This window comes from Arthrobacter sp. TJ-265 (assembly GCF_058269135.1).
This window is the reverse complement of sequence record NZ_JBZCND010000007.1, coordinates 39,868-58,249: the sequence shown is the minus strand read 5'-3', so window position 1 is coordinate 58,249 and position 18,382 is coordinate 39,868. Positions and strand designations below refer to the sequence as shown.

Genomic DNA, 18,382 nt, shown 5'->3' with positions numbered 1-18,382 from the left:
GCGACCCGAGACGGCGCCGGAAGGAGGCGACGTGACAACCACCGAGCGCATCCTGAACGGGCGCTACGAGGTCCGTGAGCTGATCGGCCGCGGCGGCATGGCCGATGTGTACAGGGGCGTCGACCTGCGCCTCGGCCGGTCGGTCGCCATCAAGGTCCTGCGCGAGGACCTCGCGAGGGATCCGCTCTTCCAGGCGAGGTTCCGGCGGGAGGCCCAGGCTGTGGCCGGGCTGAACAATCCGAGCATCGTGGCGGTGTACGACACGGGTGAGGAGGAGATCCCCGATCGGCCGCAGCACGAGGTGCGGGTCCCGTTCATCGTCATGGAGTACGTGGAGGGGCTCACCCTGCGCGATCACGTCAAGGCCGGCGACCTCACCCCGGAGAACGCCGTCACCTATGTGGCGGGCGTCCTCCGCGCGCTCGAGTACAGCCACCGGGCGGGCATCGTCCACCGTGACATCAAGCCCGCCAACGTGATGATCACGCCCGCCGGCGCCGTCAAGGTCATGGATTTCGGGATCGCCCGCGCCATCGCTGATTCACAGGCCACCATGACCCAGACGCAGGCCGTGCTGGGGACGGCGCAGTACCTCTCGCCCGAACAGGCGCGCGGTGAGACCGTCGATGCGCGGAGCGACCTGTACTCGACCGGCTGCCTGCTGTTCGAGCTGCTCACCGGACGACCACCGTTCATCGGCGACAGTCCCGTCTCCGTCGCCTACCAGCACGTGCGGGAGGCACCACCTCTCGCGAGCAGCCTGAACCCCGAGGTGACCCCGGCGCTCGACTCCGTGCTCGCCAGGGCGCTCCAGAAGGACCGTGACCACCGGTTCCGGGACGCGGCCGCATTCCGGGGCGCACTGCTCGACGCCGGACGCGGCGTGGTCCTCGCTGCTGCTGCGACGGACGCAACGGAGATGATGGACGTCACGGCGTCGCGGACCTACCCTGCAACCCTGGGTGCGTCCGCATCCGGCGGACCGAGTACGCGCGCCATGGACAGGGTCCCGGGCGACCCGCCACCGGCGGCACTGGATCACCACCCGGACGAGGACCCCGACGACCGGCTCGATATCCTGCGGGACAGGGACGAGGCGGACGAGCGGAAGGATCGACGGCGCCGGGCCTCCCGAGCTGCCTGGAGCACCGTGTTCCTCGTGGCGGTGTTGCTCGTGCTGACAGCCGGCTTCTTCGTCATCACCTCCATGAACAACCGGCCCGTCGAGGACGCGGCGACGGTCAGTGTGCCCGAACTGATCGGTATGCCGGAGGGCGACGCCCGGGACGCCATCGTGGATGCGGGCCTTGTTCCGTCCTCGGACGAGGAGTTCAACGCCTCGGTCGACGCAGGGGACGTCGTCGCCTCCGACCCGGCGGCGGGGGCGTCGGTCGAGCCGGACTCCCGCGTGAACATCACGGTGTCCCTCGGCCCCGCGAATGTGGTGCTGCCCGATTCCCTCCCCGGCCTCACGGAGTCCTCGGCACGCGATGCGCTCGAAGGCCTGCGCCTGAAGGGTGGCAACGTCACCGAGGAGACCAGTGCCACCGTCGCGCAGGGGCGTGTCATCACCACGAATCCACAGCCCGGACAGTCCGTGCCGGTCGGCAGCGCGGTGGACCTCGTACTCTCCAGCGGCAGGGTGACGGTTCCCCTGCTCACCGATCTCTCGATCGCGCAGGCACAGGCCCTGCTCGAGGACCCGGCGGTACAGCTGCCCTTCAGCGTCCGTGAGGTCGAGAACAGCGTGGTACAGCCCGGTGTCATCACGGCACAGTCGGAGCCCGCACGGTCCCAGGTCCCGCAGGGCACGGAGATCGTCCTCACCGTCGCGAAAGCCCCGGCCGAACCCACTGAGGAACCCACGCAGGAACCCACGCCGGAACCCACGCCGGAACCGACCCAGGAACCCACCACGGTGCCCGCCGACCCGCCGACCGACCAGCCGCAGGGTCGGCCGACGGGAGAACAGTCGGAACCGCGGCCGACGGAGGACGGCGACTAGCGGGCGATCAGCGGGCTGAGTCCTGCCGACAGGGCGGCTGCACCCTCGAGGCCCAGGGATTCGAGCCAGTTGCCGAGCATTCGGTACCCGCCCTCGGTCAGGACCGATTCCGGATGGAACTGGACGCCGCACAGCGGCGCGCTGCGGTGTTCCAGGCCCATGATGATGCCACTGGCCGTGCGGGCCGTGACCGAGAGCTCGTCCGGGACGTCGTCACTGACGGCCGCGAGCGAGTGGTAACGCGTCGCCGTGACCGGTGAGGGGAGCCCTGCGAACACACTGGTGGCATCGTGTTCGACCAGGGAGGTCTTGCCGTGCATCAGCTCGGGCGCATGGGTGACCGTTCCGCCGTACGCCTCCGCGAGCGCCTGATGGCCGAGGCAGACCCCGAGCATGGGCTTGGCGTTCTCGCCGCACCAGCGGATGAGGTCGACGCACACCCCCGCATCGGCGGGTGTCCCCGGGCCGGGCGAGATCAGGACCCCATCGCGGGAGGCTGCCATCTCCTGCACTTCGGCGAGTGTGAGGTCGTCGTTGCGGACCACTGTCGTCTCCGCGCCGAGTTCCTGCAGATAGCCGACCAGCGTATAGACGAAGCTGTCGTAGTTGTCGACGACGAGGATTCGGGTGGTGTCGGCCATGAGCTAGGGGGAACCAATCGTTGAGTCTGTGAGCGGGGTGAACTGGGAGACCCAGGGGAACACGAAGAGCATCAGCATCGCGACGCCCACGAGGGCCAGGACCATGGAGAGGATGATGCGCAGCCATCGCGGTCCGGGAAGGGTCCGGAAGATCCATCCGTACATCGTGACTATCCCTGTCCTGCCGCGCGGGCTACCTGCTCAGTGATCTGGGGTGGGGGCCCGGCGTCCGAGGGACGCCAGGATTCCAGCACCGAGTAAGCAATAATACGCTCCTGCGCGCCGAACCTCGGATTGCAGCTCGTCAGGGTGAGGATCCGGTCCCCCGGCTCTGCTCCGGGCTCCGCTGGTACCGGCGCGATCACATCCGCGCGGTCCGGCAGCACGATCCCCGTGTTGCGGTAGACGTACGTGTAGTAGCCCTGGCGGGTCTGGACGTAGATCCTGTCACCCGGGACCAGCGTGTGGATCCGGTCGAGCACCTGCCCGTGTGTCTGGCGATGCCCGGCGAGGGCGAAGTTCCCCACGGCGCCCGGCGCGCCCGTCCCCGGATAGTGCCCCAGCCCGAGGTTGTCGAGGACGTCGGAACCGACCCCGGAGGTGACCGGTCGTGAGTAGTCCTCGCCGAAGCGGGGGATGTAGACGGCCCCGAACGTCCCGCTGAGGTCCGCCGCCGGAAGGACGGCGGGTTCGCCGAAATCCTCGGAGGCGGCCGCATCTCCGCCCTGCACCGGGGACAGGGGGGCCTCCTCGATGGACGGCACGTCCGAGAAGAACTCCTCGAGCGCCTGCTCCTGCCTGATCCCGGCGTCGATGTTGGTCCACCAGAGCTCCCACCCGACGAACAGGAGGAGGACCACACCCGCGGTGACCAGCAGCTCGCCGAGTACGTGGGCCGCCAACTGGAACCGGGTACGACGGCGGCGCTCCGGACGCTCCCTGGCCGCCGGGTTGCGCAACGCAGCATCGACGGCCGACCTGACCACTGCCGCTCCTGCCTCCGGTTGCACGGGTATCGGGCGGTTCTTGGCTAGAATCATGGGGATAACCGGGCCGCCCGACGTTGTTCTCCTTCAGGATAGCCTGCGGGTCCGGGCATGGAATGGCGGCCGGTACGACCACCGGCGCAGCTGACCGCAGCCGTGCCCTGCCGAGGAGAAACCGTGCCCGAGTCGAAGCCCCGTAAGAGAGCCAGGTCCGCCGCTCCCGCCGTGAAGTCCTCACAGCCGAAGCCGAACCCTGTCTGGTACAAGCCCGTCATGTTCGGTCTCATGATCATCGGCCTGCTCTGGATCATCACGTTCTACATCTCGGAAGCCCGCTTCCCGGTCGAGGCCTGGGGGTCATGGAACATCCTCGCCGGATTCGGCATCGCGATCGTCGGGTTCCTCATGACGACGCGCTGGCGGTAGACGCACGTCGGCGATGGGCGGCGGAACGCCCTCCACGCTCTGTACACATGGTGTGTAGAAAGTTATCCACAGATGTGCACAGAAATGTTGATGATCCGGGGAAGGGCCCGAAAATCCGGTCCAAGGCTTATCCACAGCTGTGGAATTACATGTGTGTAAGTTATCCCCCGTGTGGATAAAGGGTGTGGACAACTAGGGGAGGGCCGGCGCGATGTGCGCCGACCCTCCCCGAATTCGTTCCCCTGGATGTGCGTCCCTAGAACGGGAGGAGGGAGACTCCCAGCAGGGTCAGCAGGAGCAGGAGCACGACGACGCCTCCCAGCCCCAGCCACTGGAGCCGTGCCTGGCGGGGACCGCGTGGGACGTACGCGATCACCGCGGCACACGCAGCGCCGGCAACGAGCCCGCCCAGATGGGCCTGCCATGCGATCGATGGCACCAGGAATCCCAGCGCGGCGTTGATGGCGATCAGGACGACGATCTGCCGTACGTCGCCGCCCCGCTTCCGCTGGACGATGAAGAGCGCTCCGAACAGTCCGAACACCGCGCCGGAGGCGCCGACGACGCCCTGTCCGGGGTTCCCGGACAACAGCAGGACGCCGACAGATCCGCCCAGGGCGGAGATCAGGTACAGCGCGAGGAACCTCGCCCGTCCCAGCGCCGGCTCCAGGACCTTCCCCAGGATGTAGAGCGCGTACATGTTGAAGGCGATGTGGAGGAACGAGCCCGGTGAATGGAGGAACGCAGCCGTCAGCATGCGCCAGGGCTGGGCCGGCACGGCCCCCTCGACGCCGGCCGTGAAGAACGGCGCGTAGATGAAAGCGTTGGTCACCCCGGGCAGCACCAGCTGCAGCAGGAAGACCACCACGCAGATGCCGATCAGCGTGTAGGTCACGATGCTGGTGTCCCCGCGCACGACCCCACCGAAAGCATTGCGGTGGACCGGGGCGCCGGCGGCCTGCTCCCGTACGCACTCCACGCACTGGAAACCGACCGCCGCCGGCCTCTGGCACTCTGCGCACGCAGGCCGGTCGCACCTCTGGCATCTCACATAGCTGACGCGGTCAGGGTGGCGTGGACAGACCGGGGCCTGCCGGCTTCCGGCGTCGGGCGCGGGGACACCATAGGACATCTGGGTTAGAGCTGTTCCACGGTGATGCTCTTGATGACGACGTCCTCCAGGGGCTTGTCCCTCATGTCGGTGGCGATCGAGTTCAGCTTGTCGACCACCGCACGCGATCCCTCGTCGGTGACGTCGCCGAAGATGGTGTGCTTGCCCTGCAGCCATGTGGTGGGGACGGAGGTGATGAAGAACTGCGAGCCGTTGGTACCGCGCCCACCCTGGGTGCCGGCGTTCGCCATCGCCAGCTTGTAGGGCTCCTTGAAGGAGAGATCCGGGTTGATCTCGTCGTCGAACTTGTAGCCGGGGCCGCCTGTGCCCTGGCCCAGGGGATCCCCGCCCTGGATCATGAAGTCCCTGATGATGCGGTGGAAGATCGTCCCGTCGTAGAGGGGAGCAGTGCTCTCCTCGCCGGTCTGCGGGTGGGTCCAGGCGATCTCACCGGTCGCGAGGCCCACGAAGTTCTTGACCGTCTTCGGCGCGTGGTTGCCGAAGAGGTTCACCTCGATGTCGCCCTGGTTGGTGTGGATGGTCGCTTTTGCTGTCGGAATAGCAGTCATCAGGCCATTCTTCCACGCGGCATCTGACAATAAGCTGGAGCAGGGCCATTCCGCGCACAGTGAAACGGCACCGTCGCCGAGCACTGACCTACCGGCCGGATAGCACCGTCTGCCCATGCAACGTAGGCTGATCAAAACGAGTAACCACCCCCCTTGGAGGTTTTTGTGAAGAAGAACGTACGCGCTACCCACGAACTCGAAGAAGGCGTCGCACTCGGACTGGCAGCAGCTGCCGGACTGGCCGCCGCACGCGAATGGGCCACACCACGCGTCGACGCCGCGTACGAGTGGGCGAAGCCACGATGGGAGAAGGGCAGGGAGACCGCCGGACCCGCACTGCAGGTCACAGTCCGCAAGGCCACGGAGGGAATCTCCGGTGGTATCGCCGGTGGTATCGCTGTCGTCGCGCCGAAGATCCAGGACGGTATCGACAAGGTCGGTCCGCGCATCTCGCAGGTCATCGACGACACCACGCCGAAGATCCAGGGCACCCTCGACAAGGCGGCGCCGGCACTGAACTCGGCGAAGGTCAAGGTGGTCGACGACTACCTGCCGACGCTGTCCATCAGGTTGGGCGAGGCAGCGGACACCGCGTCCCGCTCGCTCGCCTCCGCACATGTGCCGCCCGCGGTCGAGAAAGCCGTCATTCGGATCACGGGTGACAAGAAGGCGGTCAAGAAGGCCCAGAAGCGACTGGTAGCTGCCACGCTGCAGGCCTCCAAGGACCTGAAGAAGAGCCAGCGACGCAGCAAGGGCAAGGGCTGGCTCATCGTCGGCATCGTCCTGAGCGCACTCGTGGCCGGTGTCGCCGTCTGGCGGGCATCGAAGCCCGTCGAGGACCCCTGGAAGACGCCGGCTCCGATCAAGGCAGCTCCTGCTCCGGCATCGAGCGCCAAGACCCAGGAGGCCAAGGACGTCGTCACGTCCGTCAAGGAAGCGGCTGATCGTGCCGCCGCCTCGGAAGGCACCACCAAGAGTACCCCCGTGAGCGGTGCCAAGGATGACAGCAAGAACACGGCGGCGGATGCGGCTCAGACCGTTGCCGACAAGGCGAAGGACGCCACGGAGGCAGCCAAGCACGCCAAGCCGTCGGACGGCGACTCGAAAGCCTGACAGCGCAGCACCACACGGAGGAAACCCCGGCCCATGGGCCGGGGTTTCCTCATTTAACGTCTATCACGAGCACCGCATATAACCACCACGGACTATTACCGGCCACCCAGTCCGGGCGGTGGCGCTGTCGCGGTCCCGGGGTCGACCGGGGAAAGGCGCGCCTTCCGCCGCTGCTGACCGCGGATGACGACGGCGAGGCCGACGAGGATGAGGATCAGCCCACCGTAGGTCCCGAGCGGGAGCTGCTCGCCGAGGAACACCGCCGCAAGGATCGCAGCCCCCGGGATCTCGAGCAGGATGATCATGGAGACAACAAGCGGGCTCATGACCGCCAGGAGGTGGTTGAAGACGGAGTGTCCCATGATCTGCGCCAGCAGTGTCACGGCGAGGATGCCCGCCCAGGCAGCAGGGCTGAAGCCGACGATCGGCTGCCCGGTAGCGGCACACAGGACCACCAGGATCAGTGCACAGGCGCCGTAGCAGAGCGTGGTGTAGGTCCCCGTGGACAGGGTCCGCCGGGCGGCAGCTCCGGCCATCTGGTAGACCGCGGCCAGGGCTCCGCCGGCCAGGGCCAGCAGGTCGCCGAGGAGCGCCTCCCGCGACAGCGAGAGATCGAACCCGGTGATGATGACGACTCCCACGAAGGCGACTCCGAGGCCCGCGACCACGGCCGCCTGCGGTCGCGATCCCAGCAGGGCGTTGAAGAGTGCGATCCATGCGACCTGGAGGCACACCAGAGCCGTGGCAGCCGCAACGGACGTCAGTTTCAACGCGGTGATGAAGCATGCGAAGTGGAGGGCGAGCGCCACGGCGGCAATACCGAGCCGCCGGTACTCTGCCCGCGTCAGGGCGGCGAACTCGGCCCTCTTGGACACGAGCGCGGGCCCTCCCATCAGGGCAGCCCCGAGCAGATTGCGCCAGAAAGCGATGGCCAGGACCGGCGCGGCGGTTGCCGCCATGATCGGTCCGGACGCCGATACCCCGATGACGCCGAGGATCGAGAGGAAGATAGTCACCCGGCAACTGTAGGGCACGGCACAGGCGGCCCATCATCCACTCCATGAACGCGAAAAGCCCCGGCCGGTGGCCGGGGCTTTCCTTCGGTGGAGGCACGGGGACTCGAACCCCGAACCCCCTGCTTGCAAAGCAGGTGCGCTACCAATTGCGCCATGCCCCCGAAAGGAACCTCGTCCGGTGAGTCCCGGACGCCGTTCCGTGAAGCTAGACTACTTCGTCCGTCGCACTGCTCCAGACGCTCTTGCTCTTCTCGGAATCCTTCCACCGCTTGTACACGAGGACACTTGCGGCAGCCGCTGCTGCGACGAGCAACTTCTTCACGACAGTCTCCTTGCAGTTCCCTGCGAGTGGTGGATCCGTGGGCGTACCAGGACTTGAACCTGGGACCTCTTCGTTATCAGCGAAGCGCTCTAACCGCCTGAGCTATACGCCCCGATACCTCTTCGGGCCGAGACACGACTTTACAGTAGTGTCTCGGCATTCTTCAAATCGCCCGGGGCGCCGAAGGGGCCGGTCTCCTAGTCGTCGGTCAGCGTGACGCCGATACCGCCGACGAGGGTGGACGAGATGTTGTACAGCACGGCCGAGAGCATGGCCAGGGCGGTCAGGAGCACCACGTTCACGACGGCGATGATCGTCGCGAAGGAGAGGACCTGCGGCAGGGAGGCGAACTGGCGAAGGTCGAACCCGCCGCTCTCGGACCCTGCGATCTCGCGGAGCAGTTCGTTCACCCCGTCGAAGATGCCCGTCAGGTCGAGGACGGTCCAGATGACGAAGGACGCGACGACGGTGACGATCCCGAGCGCGACGGACAGCAGGAACGACATCTTCAGGACCGACCAGGGATCCACCTTGCTGACGAGCAGCCGCGCCTTGCGGGCCTTGGCCTTCGGCGCCGGCTTCACGAGACCGGGGCGCTGCCCCGGCCGGGCGGCCTGCCCACCGGCCGCGGGCCGCTGCGGCGGCCGGGCAGGAGCATTCACGCGCGGCGCTGCCCCGGACGATCGCACTTGTCCGCTGGACGACCGCGGGTTGGTGTTGGCCGAGCTCACTCGTTACCTCCGTGTTCGGGCGACTCAGCGTCGGGCTCAGCCGTTTCCTCTGTCGACAACCGTACTTCATCGGCTGTGAACTCCGCAGGATCCTCCTGCGGGGTGATCGTACCGATCACGTCGACATCCGGGCTGGCTTCGGTCGGATCATCGATGAGGCCCTCCTCGACGGCGACGCTGCGCTCACTGTTCCGGGCGACGGCGATAATGCGGTCGGTCTTGTCGGGCTTCGCGAAGATGACGCCCATGGTGTCGCGACCCTTGGCGGGGACTCCCGCCACCGCCGAGCGCACCACTTTCCCGCCGCCCATGACCACGAGGACCTCGTCCTCCTCCTGGACCACGAGCGCTCCGACGAGGTCCCCGCGTTCCTCGGCCAGCTTCGCGACCTTGATGCCGAGCCCTCCGCGGCCCTGCACGCGGTAGTCGTCCACCTTGGTGCGCTTCGCGAAGCCGCCCTCGGTGACGATGAAGACGTAGGAGGCGTCCGTGACCACGTTGGCGGCCAGCAGCTCGTCGTCCGGGCGGAACTTCATGCCGGTCACACCCGAGGTGGCGCGCCCCATGGGCCGCAGGGCGTCGTCGTCGGCCGTGAACCGCAGCGACTGGCCCTTGCGGGAGACGAGCATGATGTCGTCGTCGCCGGACACCAGCTGCGCGGAGACGAGCTCGTCGGTGTCGCGCAGGTTGATCGCGATCACGCCGGCGGTGCGGTTGGTGTCGTAGTCCTCGAGGCGGGTCTTCTTCACCAGGCCGCGCTTGGTCGCGAGGACCAGGTAGGGCGACTGCTGGTAGTCACGCAGGTCGAGGACCTGGGCGATCGTCTCGTCGGGCTGGAAGGCCAGGAGATTCGCCACGTGCTGGCCCTTGGCGTCCCGCGCGGCCTCGACGAGTTCGTACGCCTTCGCGCGGTAGACCCGACCCAGGTTGGTGAAGAACAGGAGCCAGTGGTGGGTGGTGGTGACGAAGAAGTGCTCGACGACGTCGTCGCCGCGCAGCTGCGCACCCCGGATGCCCTTGCCGCCACGCGCCTGCTGACGGTAGTTGTCACTGCGCGTGCGCTTGACGTACCCGCCGCGGGTGATGGTGACGACCATCTCCTCCTCGGGGATCAGGTCCTCCATGCTCATGTCCCCGTCGTAGCCCATGAGGATCTCGGTGCGGCGGTCGTCGCCGAACTTGGCGACGATCTCCGCCAGTTCGGTGCTGACGATGCCGCGCTGCACGTCCTCGGAGGCGAGGATCCGGTTGAACTCCGTGATCATCGACTCGAGTTCGGCATGGCGGTCCTGGATCTTCTGCCGCTCGAGGGCCGCGAGGCGCCGGAGCTGCATGTTCAGGATGGCCGTGGCCTGCAGCTCGTCGATGGAGAGCAGCTCCATCAGACCGTCCCGGGCCTGCTCCGTCGTGGACGAGGCGCGGATCAGCGCGATGACCTCGTCCAGGGCGTCGAGGGCCTTCAGCAGTCCGCGGAGGATGTGGGCCTCCTCCTCCGCCTTGCGCAGCCGGTACCGCGTGCGGCGCACGATGACCTCGAGCTGGTGGGTCACCCAGTGGCGGATGAACGCATCGAGGCTGAGCGTGCGGGGCACGTCGTCGACGATGGCCAGCATGTTGGCACTGAAGTTGTCCTGCAGCTGCGTGTGCTTGTACAGGTTGTTGAGAACCACCTTCGCGACGGCGTCGCGCTTCAGCACGATCACCAGGCGCTGGCCGGTGCGGCCGGACGTCTCGTCGCGGAGGTCGGCGATGCCACTGACCTTGCCGTCCTTGACGAGTTCCGCGATCTTGATCGCGAGGTTGTCAGGGTTGGCCTGGTAGGGCAGTTCCGTGACGACGAGGCACGTGCGGTTCTGGATCTCCTCGACGTTGACGACGGCCCGCATCGTGACGGATCCGCGCCCCGTCCGGTAGGCGTCCTCGATCCCCTTGTGGCCGAGGATCTGGGCGCCGGTGGGGAAGTCGGGTCCCTTGATGCGCACGATCAGTGCCTCGAGGAGTTCCTCCTTCGTGGCGTCCGGGTTCTCGAGGTACCACTGGACCCCGTCGGCCACTTCGCGCAGGTTGTGCGGCGGGATGTTCGTGGCCATGCCGACGGCGATGCCGGAGGATCCGTTGACGAGCAGGTTCGGGAAGCGCGACGGGAGGATCGTCGGCTCCTGGTTCTTGCCGTCGTAGTTGTCCTGGAAGTCGACGGTCTCCTCGTCGATGTCCCGCACCATCTCCATGGCGAGCGGGGCCATCTTCGTCTCGGTGTATCGCGGGGCGGCGGCGCCGTCGTTGCCCGGTGATCCGAAGTTCCCCTGACCGAGCGCCAGCGGGTAGCGCATCGTCCAGTCCTGGATGAGGCGCACCAGGGCGTCGTAGATCGCCGAGTCGCCGTGCGGGTGGTACTGGCCCATGACTTCGCCGACCACGCGGGCGCACTTGTTGAACGACCGGTCGGGCCGGTAGCCGCCGTCGAACATCGCGTAGAGCACACGGCGGTGCACCGGCTTCAGTCCGTCGCGGACGTCGGGCAGCGCCCTGCCCACGATGACCGCCATCGCGTAGTCCAGGTAGGACCGCTGCATCTCCGTCTGCAGGTCGACCTGCTCGACGCGGTCCGTCAGGACCTCGCCCTCGATGGGCTCGTCGGGTCCGTTGCCGGTGATGTCGTCACTCATGAATCAGTTCCGTTCGTCAATTTTTGCCCCGCAGTACTGGCGAATCCGAGCAAGGGTGGTCCCTGCGTTCTGTACAGGCGCTCGACCGGACGTCGCCCTTTCCCTCACAAGCTCGGGCAGGGACCCTGAGTCCGCTCTTACTTTCGTTGCGCCGGCAGAATGCCGGGGCTACCCGTCAGATATCGAGGAACCGCACGTCCTTGGCGTTCTGCTGGATGAAGTTGCGGCGGGATTCGACGTCCTCGCCCATCAGGACGGAGAACACCTGGTCGGCGGCCGCGGCGTCGTCCATGGTCACCTGCAGCAGGGTGCGGTGGTCCGGATCCATGGTGGTGTCCCACAGTTCCGTGTAGTCCATCTCACCGAGGCCCTTGTAGCGCTGGATCCCGTTGTCCTTGGGCAGTCGCTGGTTGTTGGCCATACCCATCTTGATGACCTCGTCGCGCTCCCGGTCGCTGAACACGTAGTCGTGCTTCGCATTGGACCACTTGATCCGGTAGAGCGGCGGCTGCGCGAGATACACGAAGCCGTTCTCGATGAGCGGCCGCATGTAGCGGAACAGCAGGGTCAGCAGCAGCGTCGTGATGTGCTGGCCGTCCACGTCGGCATCGGCCATCAGCACGATCTTGTGGTACCTGGCCTTGTCCACGTTGAAGTCCTCGCCGATCCCCGCGCCGAAGGCGGTGATCATGGCCTGGACCTCGCTGTTGCCGAGGGCGCGGTCGAGGCGGGCACGCTCCACGTTCAGGATCTTGCCGCGCAGCGGCAGGATGGCCTGGGTCTCGGGATTCCGTCCGCGGACCGCGGAGCCGCCGGCGGAGTCGCCCTCGACGATGTAGATCTCGGACCGCGCGGGGTCCTTCGACTGACAGTCCTTAAGCTTGCCGGGCATGCCCCCGGATTCGAGCAGGCCCTTGCGGCGGGTGGATTCCCTCGCCTTGCGGGCTGCGAGGCGCGCCTGCGATGCCTGGATCGACTTGCGGATGACGTCGCGGGCCGGCCCGGGGTTGCGTTCCAGCCAATCGCCGAGCTGGTCGGTGACAACCCGCTGGACGAATCCCTTCGCCTCGGAGTTGCCGAGCTTGGTCTTCGTCTGGCCCTCGAACTGCGGCTCCGACAGTTTGACCGAGATGACGGCGGTCAGGCCCTCGCGGATGTCGTCGCCCGTGAGGTTGTCGTCCTTCTCCTTGATGATGTTCTTCTCGCGTGCGTACTTGTTGATCAGGGTGGTCATGGCCGCACGGAAACCTTCCTCGTGCGTCCCGCCCTCGTGCGTGTTGATCGTGTTCGCGTAGGTGTGCACGCTCTCCGAATACGCCGACGTCCACTGCAGGGCCACTTCGACGGCCATCCTGCGGTCGGTGTCCTCGGTCTCGAAGGCGATGACGTCGGGGTGGATCACATCCACGCGCTTGGACGAGTTGAGGTGGCGGACGTAGTCGAGCAGCCCGTTCTCGTAGAGGTACACCACGGACCGATGCTTCGGCTCCCCGTCGGCGTCCTGCGCGCTCTGGACCTCCGTGACCTCGTCCGTTTCGACGGCATCCGCGCGCTCGTCCGTCAGCGTGATACGCAGTCCCTTGTTGAGGAACGCCATCTGCTGGAAGCGTGCGCGGAGTGTCTCGAAGTCGAACTCGGTGCTCTCGAAGATCGAATCGTCGGGATAGAACGTCTGCGTGGTGCCCGTCTCGGACGTCTGCTCACCCTTCCGCAGCTCGCCGACGGGCTTGCCGCCGTCCGCGAAGGACTGCCGCCACACGTGGCCCTGGCGCCGCACCTCCGTCTCCACGCGCTGGGAGAGGGCGTTGACCACGGAGATACCGACGCCGTGCAGGCCACCGGATACGGCATAGCCGCCGCCGCCGAACTTGCCGCCGGCGTGGAGGATGGTCATGACCACTTCCACGGTCGGCCGGCCCTCGGTGGGGTGCATGTCCACGGGGATGCCGCGGCCGTTGTCGACCACCTTGACGCCGCCGTCGGACTGGAGCGAGATCTCGATGTGGTCGCAGTAGCCGGCCAGCGCTTCGTCGACCGAGTTGTCCACGACTTCGTAGACGAGGTGGTGCAGACCCCGGGGCCCTGTCGATCCGATGTACATGCCCGGGCGTTTCCGGACAGCTTCCAGGCCTTCGAGCACCGTGATCTCACTGGCGCCGTATGCGTGTTCGGTGGCCGCCTCCAGGATCGGGGACTCGCCGTCGCCTATCTTCACATCGCTTGCATTCAACTCGTTCTCGTGTGCCACAGGCGTAGACGGCTCCTCAGCTGGATCGACCAAAACAATCTCCCCTATTCTACCCTGCGGAGGGCCGACGTCCGGCGCGAACACCCCTTCACTGGCCAATAAACCCACATCAGACCGGACGGCAGTACCATCCGTGAGCCCGGATACGGCGGCCGGGACCCCGATTGCGCTACAGGCCGCTCAGCGGACGGCGTGACCGGGCTCCCGGATCACCCGTACGTGTCCCGCGGCCCGCGGCCCTTGACGGAGCGTCCGCCCTTGCGCCAGCTCGGAGCGGCGGGCCCGATGACCGACAGCCGTGTGACGACTCCCGGGCCGAGCTCGGCCTCGAACCGCTGGAGCACCTGTGGGGTGATGAGCCGCAGCTGCGTGGCCCAGGCCGTCGAATCACACCGGACCAGGACTGTGTCCGCGTCGAAGCTTTCCGGTACGCAGTGCGCTGCGATGTCGGTCCCGACGATCTCGCTCCAGCGCGACAGCACCGATCCGATCGCGACCGGTGACTTCCATCCCCGCTCGGCGAGCATCCGCGAGAAGACGTTGCCCACCCCCTCGGGATCCCTGCCGCCGTAGACCGGCTCGGGCGAGTACCGGCGGCGCGTCGTCTTCGCCGAGCGCTTCGATACCGCCTCCCGGGGCGTGCCCCTGGCCTGCGATGCGCTCCGCAGCCGGTTGAGGAGGGCCTGCGGGGCATCCTGCTCCGGGAACTCATCCTTCGGGGAGGGCGTGCGCGACGGCTCGTCGCCCTCCGCCGCGCGCCTGCCCGATCGATCGCCGGAACCCTGCGCATTTGGTCCGTCCGCGGGAGGAGTGTCCCCGGAAGCTCCGTCAGACATCTATTCCTCCCGAGGCATCTCTATCGGCGGCCGCGGGCTGGTCGGGAATCTCCAGTGGGACGCCGGCGGCTCCACCCGGGCCGCCGCTCGCGGCGACGGCGCCGGGCACCACCCGGAGCTGCCGTCCGTCGAGCGCCGTGGGGATGTCGTCACCCACGGCCGCGGTGACGAGGACCTGCTCGGCGGACCCCACGATGGCAGCGAGCCGGGTGCGCCGTTGCGCATCGAGTTCCGCGAAGACGTCGTCGAGGATGAGCACGGGGTCCCCTCCCGGCGTCCGGTCCTCCTCCAGCAGAAGGTAGTAGGACGCCAGTCGCAGCGCCAGGGCCATCGACCAGGTCTCACCGTGCGAGGCGTATCCCTTGACGGGCACCCCGCCGAGCAACAGCGCGAGCTCGTCGCGATGCGGGCCGACCAGGGAGATGCCGCGCTCGAGTTCCTTCCTGCGGTGTCGGAGGAGACCGGCGATGAACAGTTCGGTCAGTGCACCCTGGTCGAGGTCGCCCAGGGCGTCGTCCGCCTCACTGCGCCCCGGGTCCATGCCGTGGTCCTCCGTCAGGGGGTCGGACGACGGCGAGACGCTCGAGCTGTAGGTGATGTCCGCGCGCTTGGAACCGTCCGTCAGCTCCCGGTAGGCGCGCTGCACATGGGGACGGAGCTTGTCGACGAGGACCAGCCGGGCTGACAGCAGGCGGGCTCCGGACTCGGCCAGGTGCTGGTCCCACACATCGAGGGTGGCCTCGTGTGCCGTCGAGAACCTGCCCGCCGCGCGGGCCGATTTCAGCAGGGCGTTGCGTTGCTTGAGCACCCGCTCGTAGTCCGCCCGCAATGCGGACTGGTGTGGCAGCAGTGACACCATGACCTCGTCCAGATACCGGCGCCGCACGGACGGGTCGCCCTTGACGAGAGTGAGGTCCTCCGGTGCGAAGAGCACCGTCTTCAGGATCCCCGCGGCATCCCTGGCACGGACCGGGTTGGACCGGTTGATCCGTGCCCGGTTCGCGGTGTCGGCGTTGATCTCGACTTCCACGCTGGTGCGCTGCACTCCGCGGACCAGCCGGCCCCGGATGATGGCCCGGTCCTCGTCGAAAGCGATGAGCGGCCTGTCGGTGCTCACCCGGTGGGAGGACAGCGTTGCGAGGTATCCGATCGCCTCGACGATGTTCGTCTTCCCCACGCCGTTGGGCCCGACGAAGACGGTGATGCCCGGCTCGATGTCGATATCGAGCTGCCCATAGCTCCGGAACCCGGTGAGCGAGAGGTGCTCAACGTACACCGGAGCGCACTTACTCGGGCTTCGGCTGGGCAGGCCTGACGGCGTGGCCGCCGAACTGATTGCGCAGCGCTGCGACCATCTTCATGGACGGGGAGTCCTCCTGCCGCGAATTGAACCGGGCGAACAGCGCGGCGGTGATCGCGGGCGCCGGAATCGAGTTCGCGATGGCCTCCTCGACGGTCCATCGACCCTCGCCTGAATCCTCGACGTAACCGGCGATGGTCGCCAGGCCGGGGTCCTCCTGCAGGGCCTTGACCACCAGATCCAGCAACCAGGACCGGACGACGGTGCCCTTCTGCCATGCCGCGAAGGTGCCGTGGACGTCCTTCACGATGTCCTTGGCCTCGAGGAGTTCGTAACCTTCCGCATAGGACTGCATGAGCCCGTACTCGATGCCGTTGTGGACCATCTTGGCGTAGTGCCCGGCTCCGACGTCGCCGACGTGTACGAAGCTCTCCGCCCGATCGCCCTCGGGACGCAGTGCATCGAAGATCGGCAGGGCCAACGCGATGTCCTCGTCGCTGCCGCCGGCCATCAGGCCGTAGCCGTTCTCCAGGCCCCAGACGCCGCCCGAGACCCCACAGTCGAGGAATCGGATGCCCTTCTGGGCGAGCAGCGTCGCGTGGATCTGGTCATCGGTGAATCTGGAGTTGCCGCCGTCGATCACGAGGTCGCCCTCGGACAGGAGCTGTGACAGATCGGTGACCACGGCGTGCGTGATCTCGCCGGCCGGGACCATCACCCAGATGATCCGGGGGGCAGGCAGGGAGGACACGAGTTCTTCGAGGCTCGATACGTCCGTGCGATCGGGAGCGCGGTCGAAGCCGGTGACCTCGATCCCGTTCGCGCGGAGCCGCTCCCTCATGTTGAAACCCATTTTGCCGAGACCGATGAGACCGATGTGCATGAGCTCTCTTTCTGATGATGTGTTCATCCGGCCGCCGACCGGGCTTTGTACCAGCTGGCCGGGCTACAGATTGGGCAGCCGCACAGGCATCAGCAGGTACCTGTAGTCTTCCCTGTCCTCACCGGAAGCGTCCTCCTGGGCCGAGATCACCGCGGGTTTCGGCGGCGAGGTGAAGGAGAACCGCACGTACGGGCTGTTGAACGCTCCCAGACCCTCGCTGAGGTAGTGCGGGTTGAATGCGACGGTGATGTCGTCGCCGTCGAGCGTGGCCTCGATCGCCTCGGATGCCTGGGCATCCTCCCCCGTTCCGGCGTCCAGGGTCACCTGACCCTCCGAGAAAGCCAGGCGGACGGGTGTGTTGCGTTCGGCGACGAGCGAGACGCGGCGTACCGCTTCCACGAGCGCGCTGGTCTGCACGGTCGCGTGGATCGGAGTGGTGGCTGGAAACAGCGACCTGATCTTGGGGTAGTCCCCGTCCACGAGCAGCGAGGTGGTGCGACGCCCCCCGGATTCGAAGCCGATCAGTTCCGAGTTGTCCGACAACGCGATGTTCAGCTCGCCGGCCCCGCCGAGGGTCTTCGCTACTTCGCTGAGGGTCTTCGCCTTCACGAGGGCGCTGGTGGAGATGCCGGGGGTCGACGGTTTCCAGGCGACTTCGCGAAGGGCCAGGCGGTAGCGGTCCGTGGCGAGCAGCGTAATGAGGTCGTCCTCGATCTCCATCCGCACGCCGGTGAGGATCGGCAGGGTGTCGTCACGGCTTGCGGCGATGATGACCTGCGACACGGCCTGGGCGAAGGCGTCTCCATCGACGACGCCGCTCACGTCGGGAAGTTTCGGCAGCTCGGGATATTCCCCTTCGGGCATGGTGGCGAGGTTGAAGCGGCTGTTGCGGCAGGTCAGCGTCACCTTGGAACCGTCGGTGGCCACCTCGACCGGCGCGGAGGGCAGGCTCCGACAGATGTCGGCGAGGAGACGTCCCGAGACAAGGATGGTGCCTTCTTCGAGGACGTCGGCAGGGATCTCGAGGCGGGCCGAGATCTCGTAGTCGAAGCTCGCGAGGCTGAGCATGCCGCCTTCGGCTCTGATCAGGAGGCCGGCGAGAACGGGCACCGGTGGGCGCGGTGACAGGGAACGAGCGGTCCAGGACACTGCCTCCGCAAGTACATCCCGCTCAACTCTGAATTTCACGGAGCAGTGCCGCCTTTCGCCAGATCAAAAAAACAGCCACCGGCGAATCGCCGGCGGATGGTCGGGCCCGATGCCTGGACGGATGTCCCCACGGCACGGGAACTACAACCCTACTGGGTCAAAGCTTAGCCGGATAGCGAGCCGGCTAAGCGGGCTCCGGCGGGCAGGGGTGTGGGGCGTGCGGGACGTGGAATGTTATTTGACGAGCTTTTGAAGTTTAAGGTTCGTAGTGTTAATAACTGCTGTGGATTCTGTGGATAACCCCGCTGGGCGGGGCGGCGGCGCGGATTTTGCCTGTGGACAAGGTGTGTGTCGGGCCGACGGCCCACAGGGGACGGGTG

The 18,382-nt window shown here is 67.0% G+C and carries 17 protein-coding genes and 2 tRNA genes; 3 read left to right on the top strand and 16 right to left on the bottom strand.

Annotated elements, in window-relative coordinates:
- Positions 1 to 31 precede the first annotated feature (31 nt).
- Positions 32 to 2,005 carry a Stk1 family PASTA domain-containing Ser/Thr kinase gene (gene pknB, locus AC4D2E_RS16900; RefSeq protein ID WP_490953344.1) on the top strand — a complete coding sequence of 658 codons (1,974 nt, stop codon included), beginning with the start codon at positions 32 to 34 and terminating at the stop codon, positions 2,003 to 2,005.
- Here pknB and AC4D2E_RS16895 read toward each other — a convergent pair.
- From AC4D2E_RS16895 to AC4D2E_RS16885, 3 genes are read right to left on the bottom strand one after another with little or no spacing between them, the layout of a single operon-like run.
- A complete protein-coding gene (locus AC4D2E_RS16895; protein WP_490911580.1) occupies positions 2,002 to 2,646 on the bottom strand; it encodes an aminodeoxychorismate/anthranilate synthase component II in 645 nt (214 codons plus the stop codon). The two genes, pknB and AC4D2E_RS16895, sit on opposite strands and share 4 nt — an antisense overlap.
- Before the next feature lie 3 nt (positions 2,647 to 2,649).
- Positions 2,650 to 2,811 carry a hypothetical protein gene (locus AC4D2E_RS16890; protein WP_490953343.1) on the bottom strand — a complete coding sequence of 54 codons (162 nt, stop codon included), beginning with the start codon at positions 2,809 to 2,811 and terminating at the stop codon, positions 2,650 to 2,652.
- 5 nt (positions 2,812 to 2,816) lie between these two features.
- A complete protein-coding gene (locus AC4D2E_RS16885; protein WP_490953342.1) occupies positions 2,817 to 3,632 on the bottom strand; it encodes a class E sortase in 816 nt (271 codons plus the stop codon).
- 177 nt (positions 3,633 to 3,809) lie between these two features.
- Between AC4D2E_RS16885 and AC4D2E_RS16880 the strand changes: the two genes are divergently transcribed.
- Positions 3,810 to 4,058 carry a cell division protein CrgA gene (locus AC4D2E_RS16880; protein ID WP_104167539.1) on the top strand — a complete coding sequence of 83 codons (249 nt, stop codon included), beginning with the start codon at positions 3,810 to 3,812 and terminating at the stop codon, positions 4,056 to 4,058.
- Positions 4,059 to 4,314: 256 nt separating this feature from the next.
- On the opposite strand, the gene AC4D2E_RS16875 is transcribed toward AC4D2E_RS16880, so the two are convergent.
- On the bottom strand, positions 4,315 to 4,974 hold the full coding sequence (locus AC4D2E_RS16875; protein WP_306738519.1) for a rhomboid family intramembrane serine protease: 660 nt from the start codon (positions 4,972 to 4,974) through the stop codon (positions 4,315 to 4,317).
- Positions 4,975 to 5,195: 221 nt separating this feature from the next.
- On the bottom strand, positions 5,196 to 5,738 hold the full coding sequence (locus tag AC4D2E_RS16870; protein ID WP_104167541.1) for a peptidylprolyl isomerase: 543 nt from the start codon (positions 5,736 to 5,738) through the stop codon (positions 5,196 to 5,198).
- A gap of 165 nt (positions 5,739 to 5,903) precedes the next feature.
- Here AC4D2E_RS16870 and AC4D2E_RS16865 point away from each other — a divergent pair, with 165 nt between their 5' ends.
- Positions 5,904 to 6,851, top strand: a complete 948-nt coding sequence (locus AC4D2E_RS16865; protein WP_104167542.1) for a hypothetical protein — start codon at positions 5,904 to 5,906, stop codon at positions 6,849 to 6,851.
- Positions 6,852 to 6,946: 95 nt separating this feature from the next.
- Here the strand turns inward: AC4D2E_RS16865 and AC4D2E_RS16860 are convergent, their stop codons facing one another.
- The 11 genes from AC4D2E_RS16860 to dnaN all read right to left on the bottom strand — a co-directional run bounded on the left by AC4D2E_RS16860 (position 6,947) and on the right by dnaN (position 18,041).
- A complete protein-coding gene (locus AC4D2E_RS16860) occupies positions 6,947 to 7,867 on the bottom strand; it encodes a DMT family transporter (RefSeq protein WP_104167543.1) in 921 nt (306 codons plus the stop codon).
- A gap of 88 nt (positions 7,868 to 7,955) precedes the next feature.
- Positions 7,956 to 8,028: transfer RNA gene (locus AC4D2E_RS16855), tRNA-Ala, on the bottom strand.
- Between the two features lie 44 nt (positions 8,029 to 8,072).
- Complete coding sequence (locus tag AC4D2E_RS16850; RefSeq protein WP_219815704.1) at positions 8,073 to 8,189, bottom strand: DLW-39 family protein; 117 nt, start codon at positions 8,187 to 8,189, stop codon at positions 8,073 to 8,075.
- A gap of 38 nt (positions 8,190 to 8,227) precedes the next feature.
- A tRNA-Ile gene (locus AC4D2E_RS16845) sits at positions 8,228 to 8,301 on the bottom strand.
- A gap of 85 nt (positions 8,302 to 8,386) precedes the next feature.
- Positions 8,387 to 8,920: a DUF3566 domain-containing protein gene (locus tag AC4D2E_RS16840; RefSeq protein ID WP_104167544.1), complete on the bottom strand. Its 534-nt coding sequence runs from the start codon at positions 8,918 to 8,920 to the stop codon at positions 8,387 to 8,389.
- On the bottom strand, positions 8,917 to 11,586 hold the full coding sequence (gene gyrA, locus AC4D2E_RS16835) for a DNA gyrase subunit A (RefSeq protein ID WP_104167545.1): 2,670 nt from the start codon (positions 11,584 to 11,586) through the stop codon (positions 8,917 to 8,919). The genes AC4D2E_RS16840 and gyrA overlap by 4 nt, the downstream gene beginning before the upstream one ends.
- Positions 11,587 to 11,761: 175 nt before the next feature.
- A complete protein-coding gene (gene gyrB, locus AC4D2E_RS16830; RefSeq protein WP_306738522.1) occupies positions 11,762 to 13,801 on the bottom strand; it encodes a DNA topoisomerase (ATP-hydrolyzing) subunit B in 2,040 nt (679 codons plus the stop codon).
- A 242-nt stretch (positions 13,802 to 14,043) separates the two neighbouring features.
- A complete protein-coding gene (locus tag AC4D2E_RS16825; RefSeq protein ID WP_490953341.1) occupies positions 14,044 to 14,670 on the bottom strand; it encodes a DciA family protein in 627 nt (208 codons plus the stop codon).
- A complete protein-coding gene (gene recF / locus AC4D2E_RS16820) occupies positions 14,663 to 15,946 on the bottom strand; it encodes a DNA replication/repair protein RecF (RefSeq protein WP_104167548.1) in 1,284 nt (427 codons plus the stop codon). The genes AC4D2E_RS16825 and recF overlap by 8 nt, the downstream gene beginning before the upstream one ends.
- A 10-nt stretch (positions 15,947 to 15,956) precedes the next feature.
- Entirely contained in the window at positions 15,957 to 16,853 is an 897-nt protein-coding gene (gene gnd / locus AC4D2E_RS16815; protein WP_490953340.1) for a phosphogluconate dehydrogenase (NAD(+)-dependent, decarboxylating), read from the bottom strand.
- A 63-nt stretch (positions 16,854 to 16,916) separates the two neighbouring features.
- Positions 16,917 to 18,041 carry a DNA polymerase III subunit beta gene (gene dnaN / locus AC4D2E_RS16810; protein ID WP_490911587.1) on the bottom strand — a complete coding sequence of 375 codons (1,125 nt, stop codon included), beginning with the start codon at positions 18,039 to 18,041 and terminating at the stop codon, positions 16,917 to 16,919.
- Positions 18,042 to 18,382 lie beyond the last annotated feature (341 nt).

Excerpts from the sequence above, each read along its gene's own strand:
- AC4D2E_RS16895 (WP_490911580.1), bottom strand. The coding sequence starts at position 2,646 with ATGGCCGACACCACCCGAATCCTCGTCGTCGACAACTACGACAGCTTC.
- AC4D2E_RS16890 (WP_490953343.1), bottom strand. The coding sequence starts at position 2,811 with ATGTACGGATGGATCTTCCGGACCCTTCCCGGACCGCGATGGCTGCGC.
- AC4D2E_RS16870 (WP_104167541.1), bottom strand. The coding sequence starts at position 5,738 with ATGACTGCTATTCCGACAGCAAAAGCGACCATCCACACCAACCAGGGC.
- gyrA (WP_104167545.1), bottom strand. The coding sequence starts at position 11,586 with ATGAGTGACGACATCACCGGCAACGGACCCGACGAGCCCATCGAGGGC.
- AC4D2E_RS16825 (WP_490953341.1), bottom strand. The coding sequence starts at position 14,670 with ATGTCTGACGGAGCTTCCGGGGACACTCCTCCCGCGGACGGACCAAAT.
- gnd (WP_490953340.1), bottom strand. The coding sequence starts at position 16,853 with ATGCACATCGGTCTCATCGGTCTCGGCAAAATGGGTTTCAACATGAGG.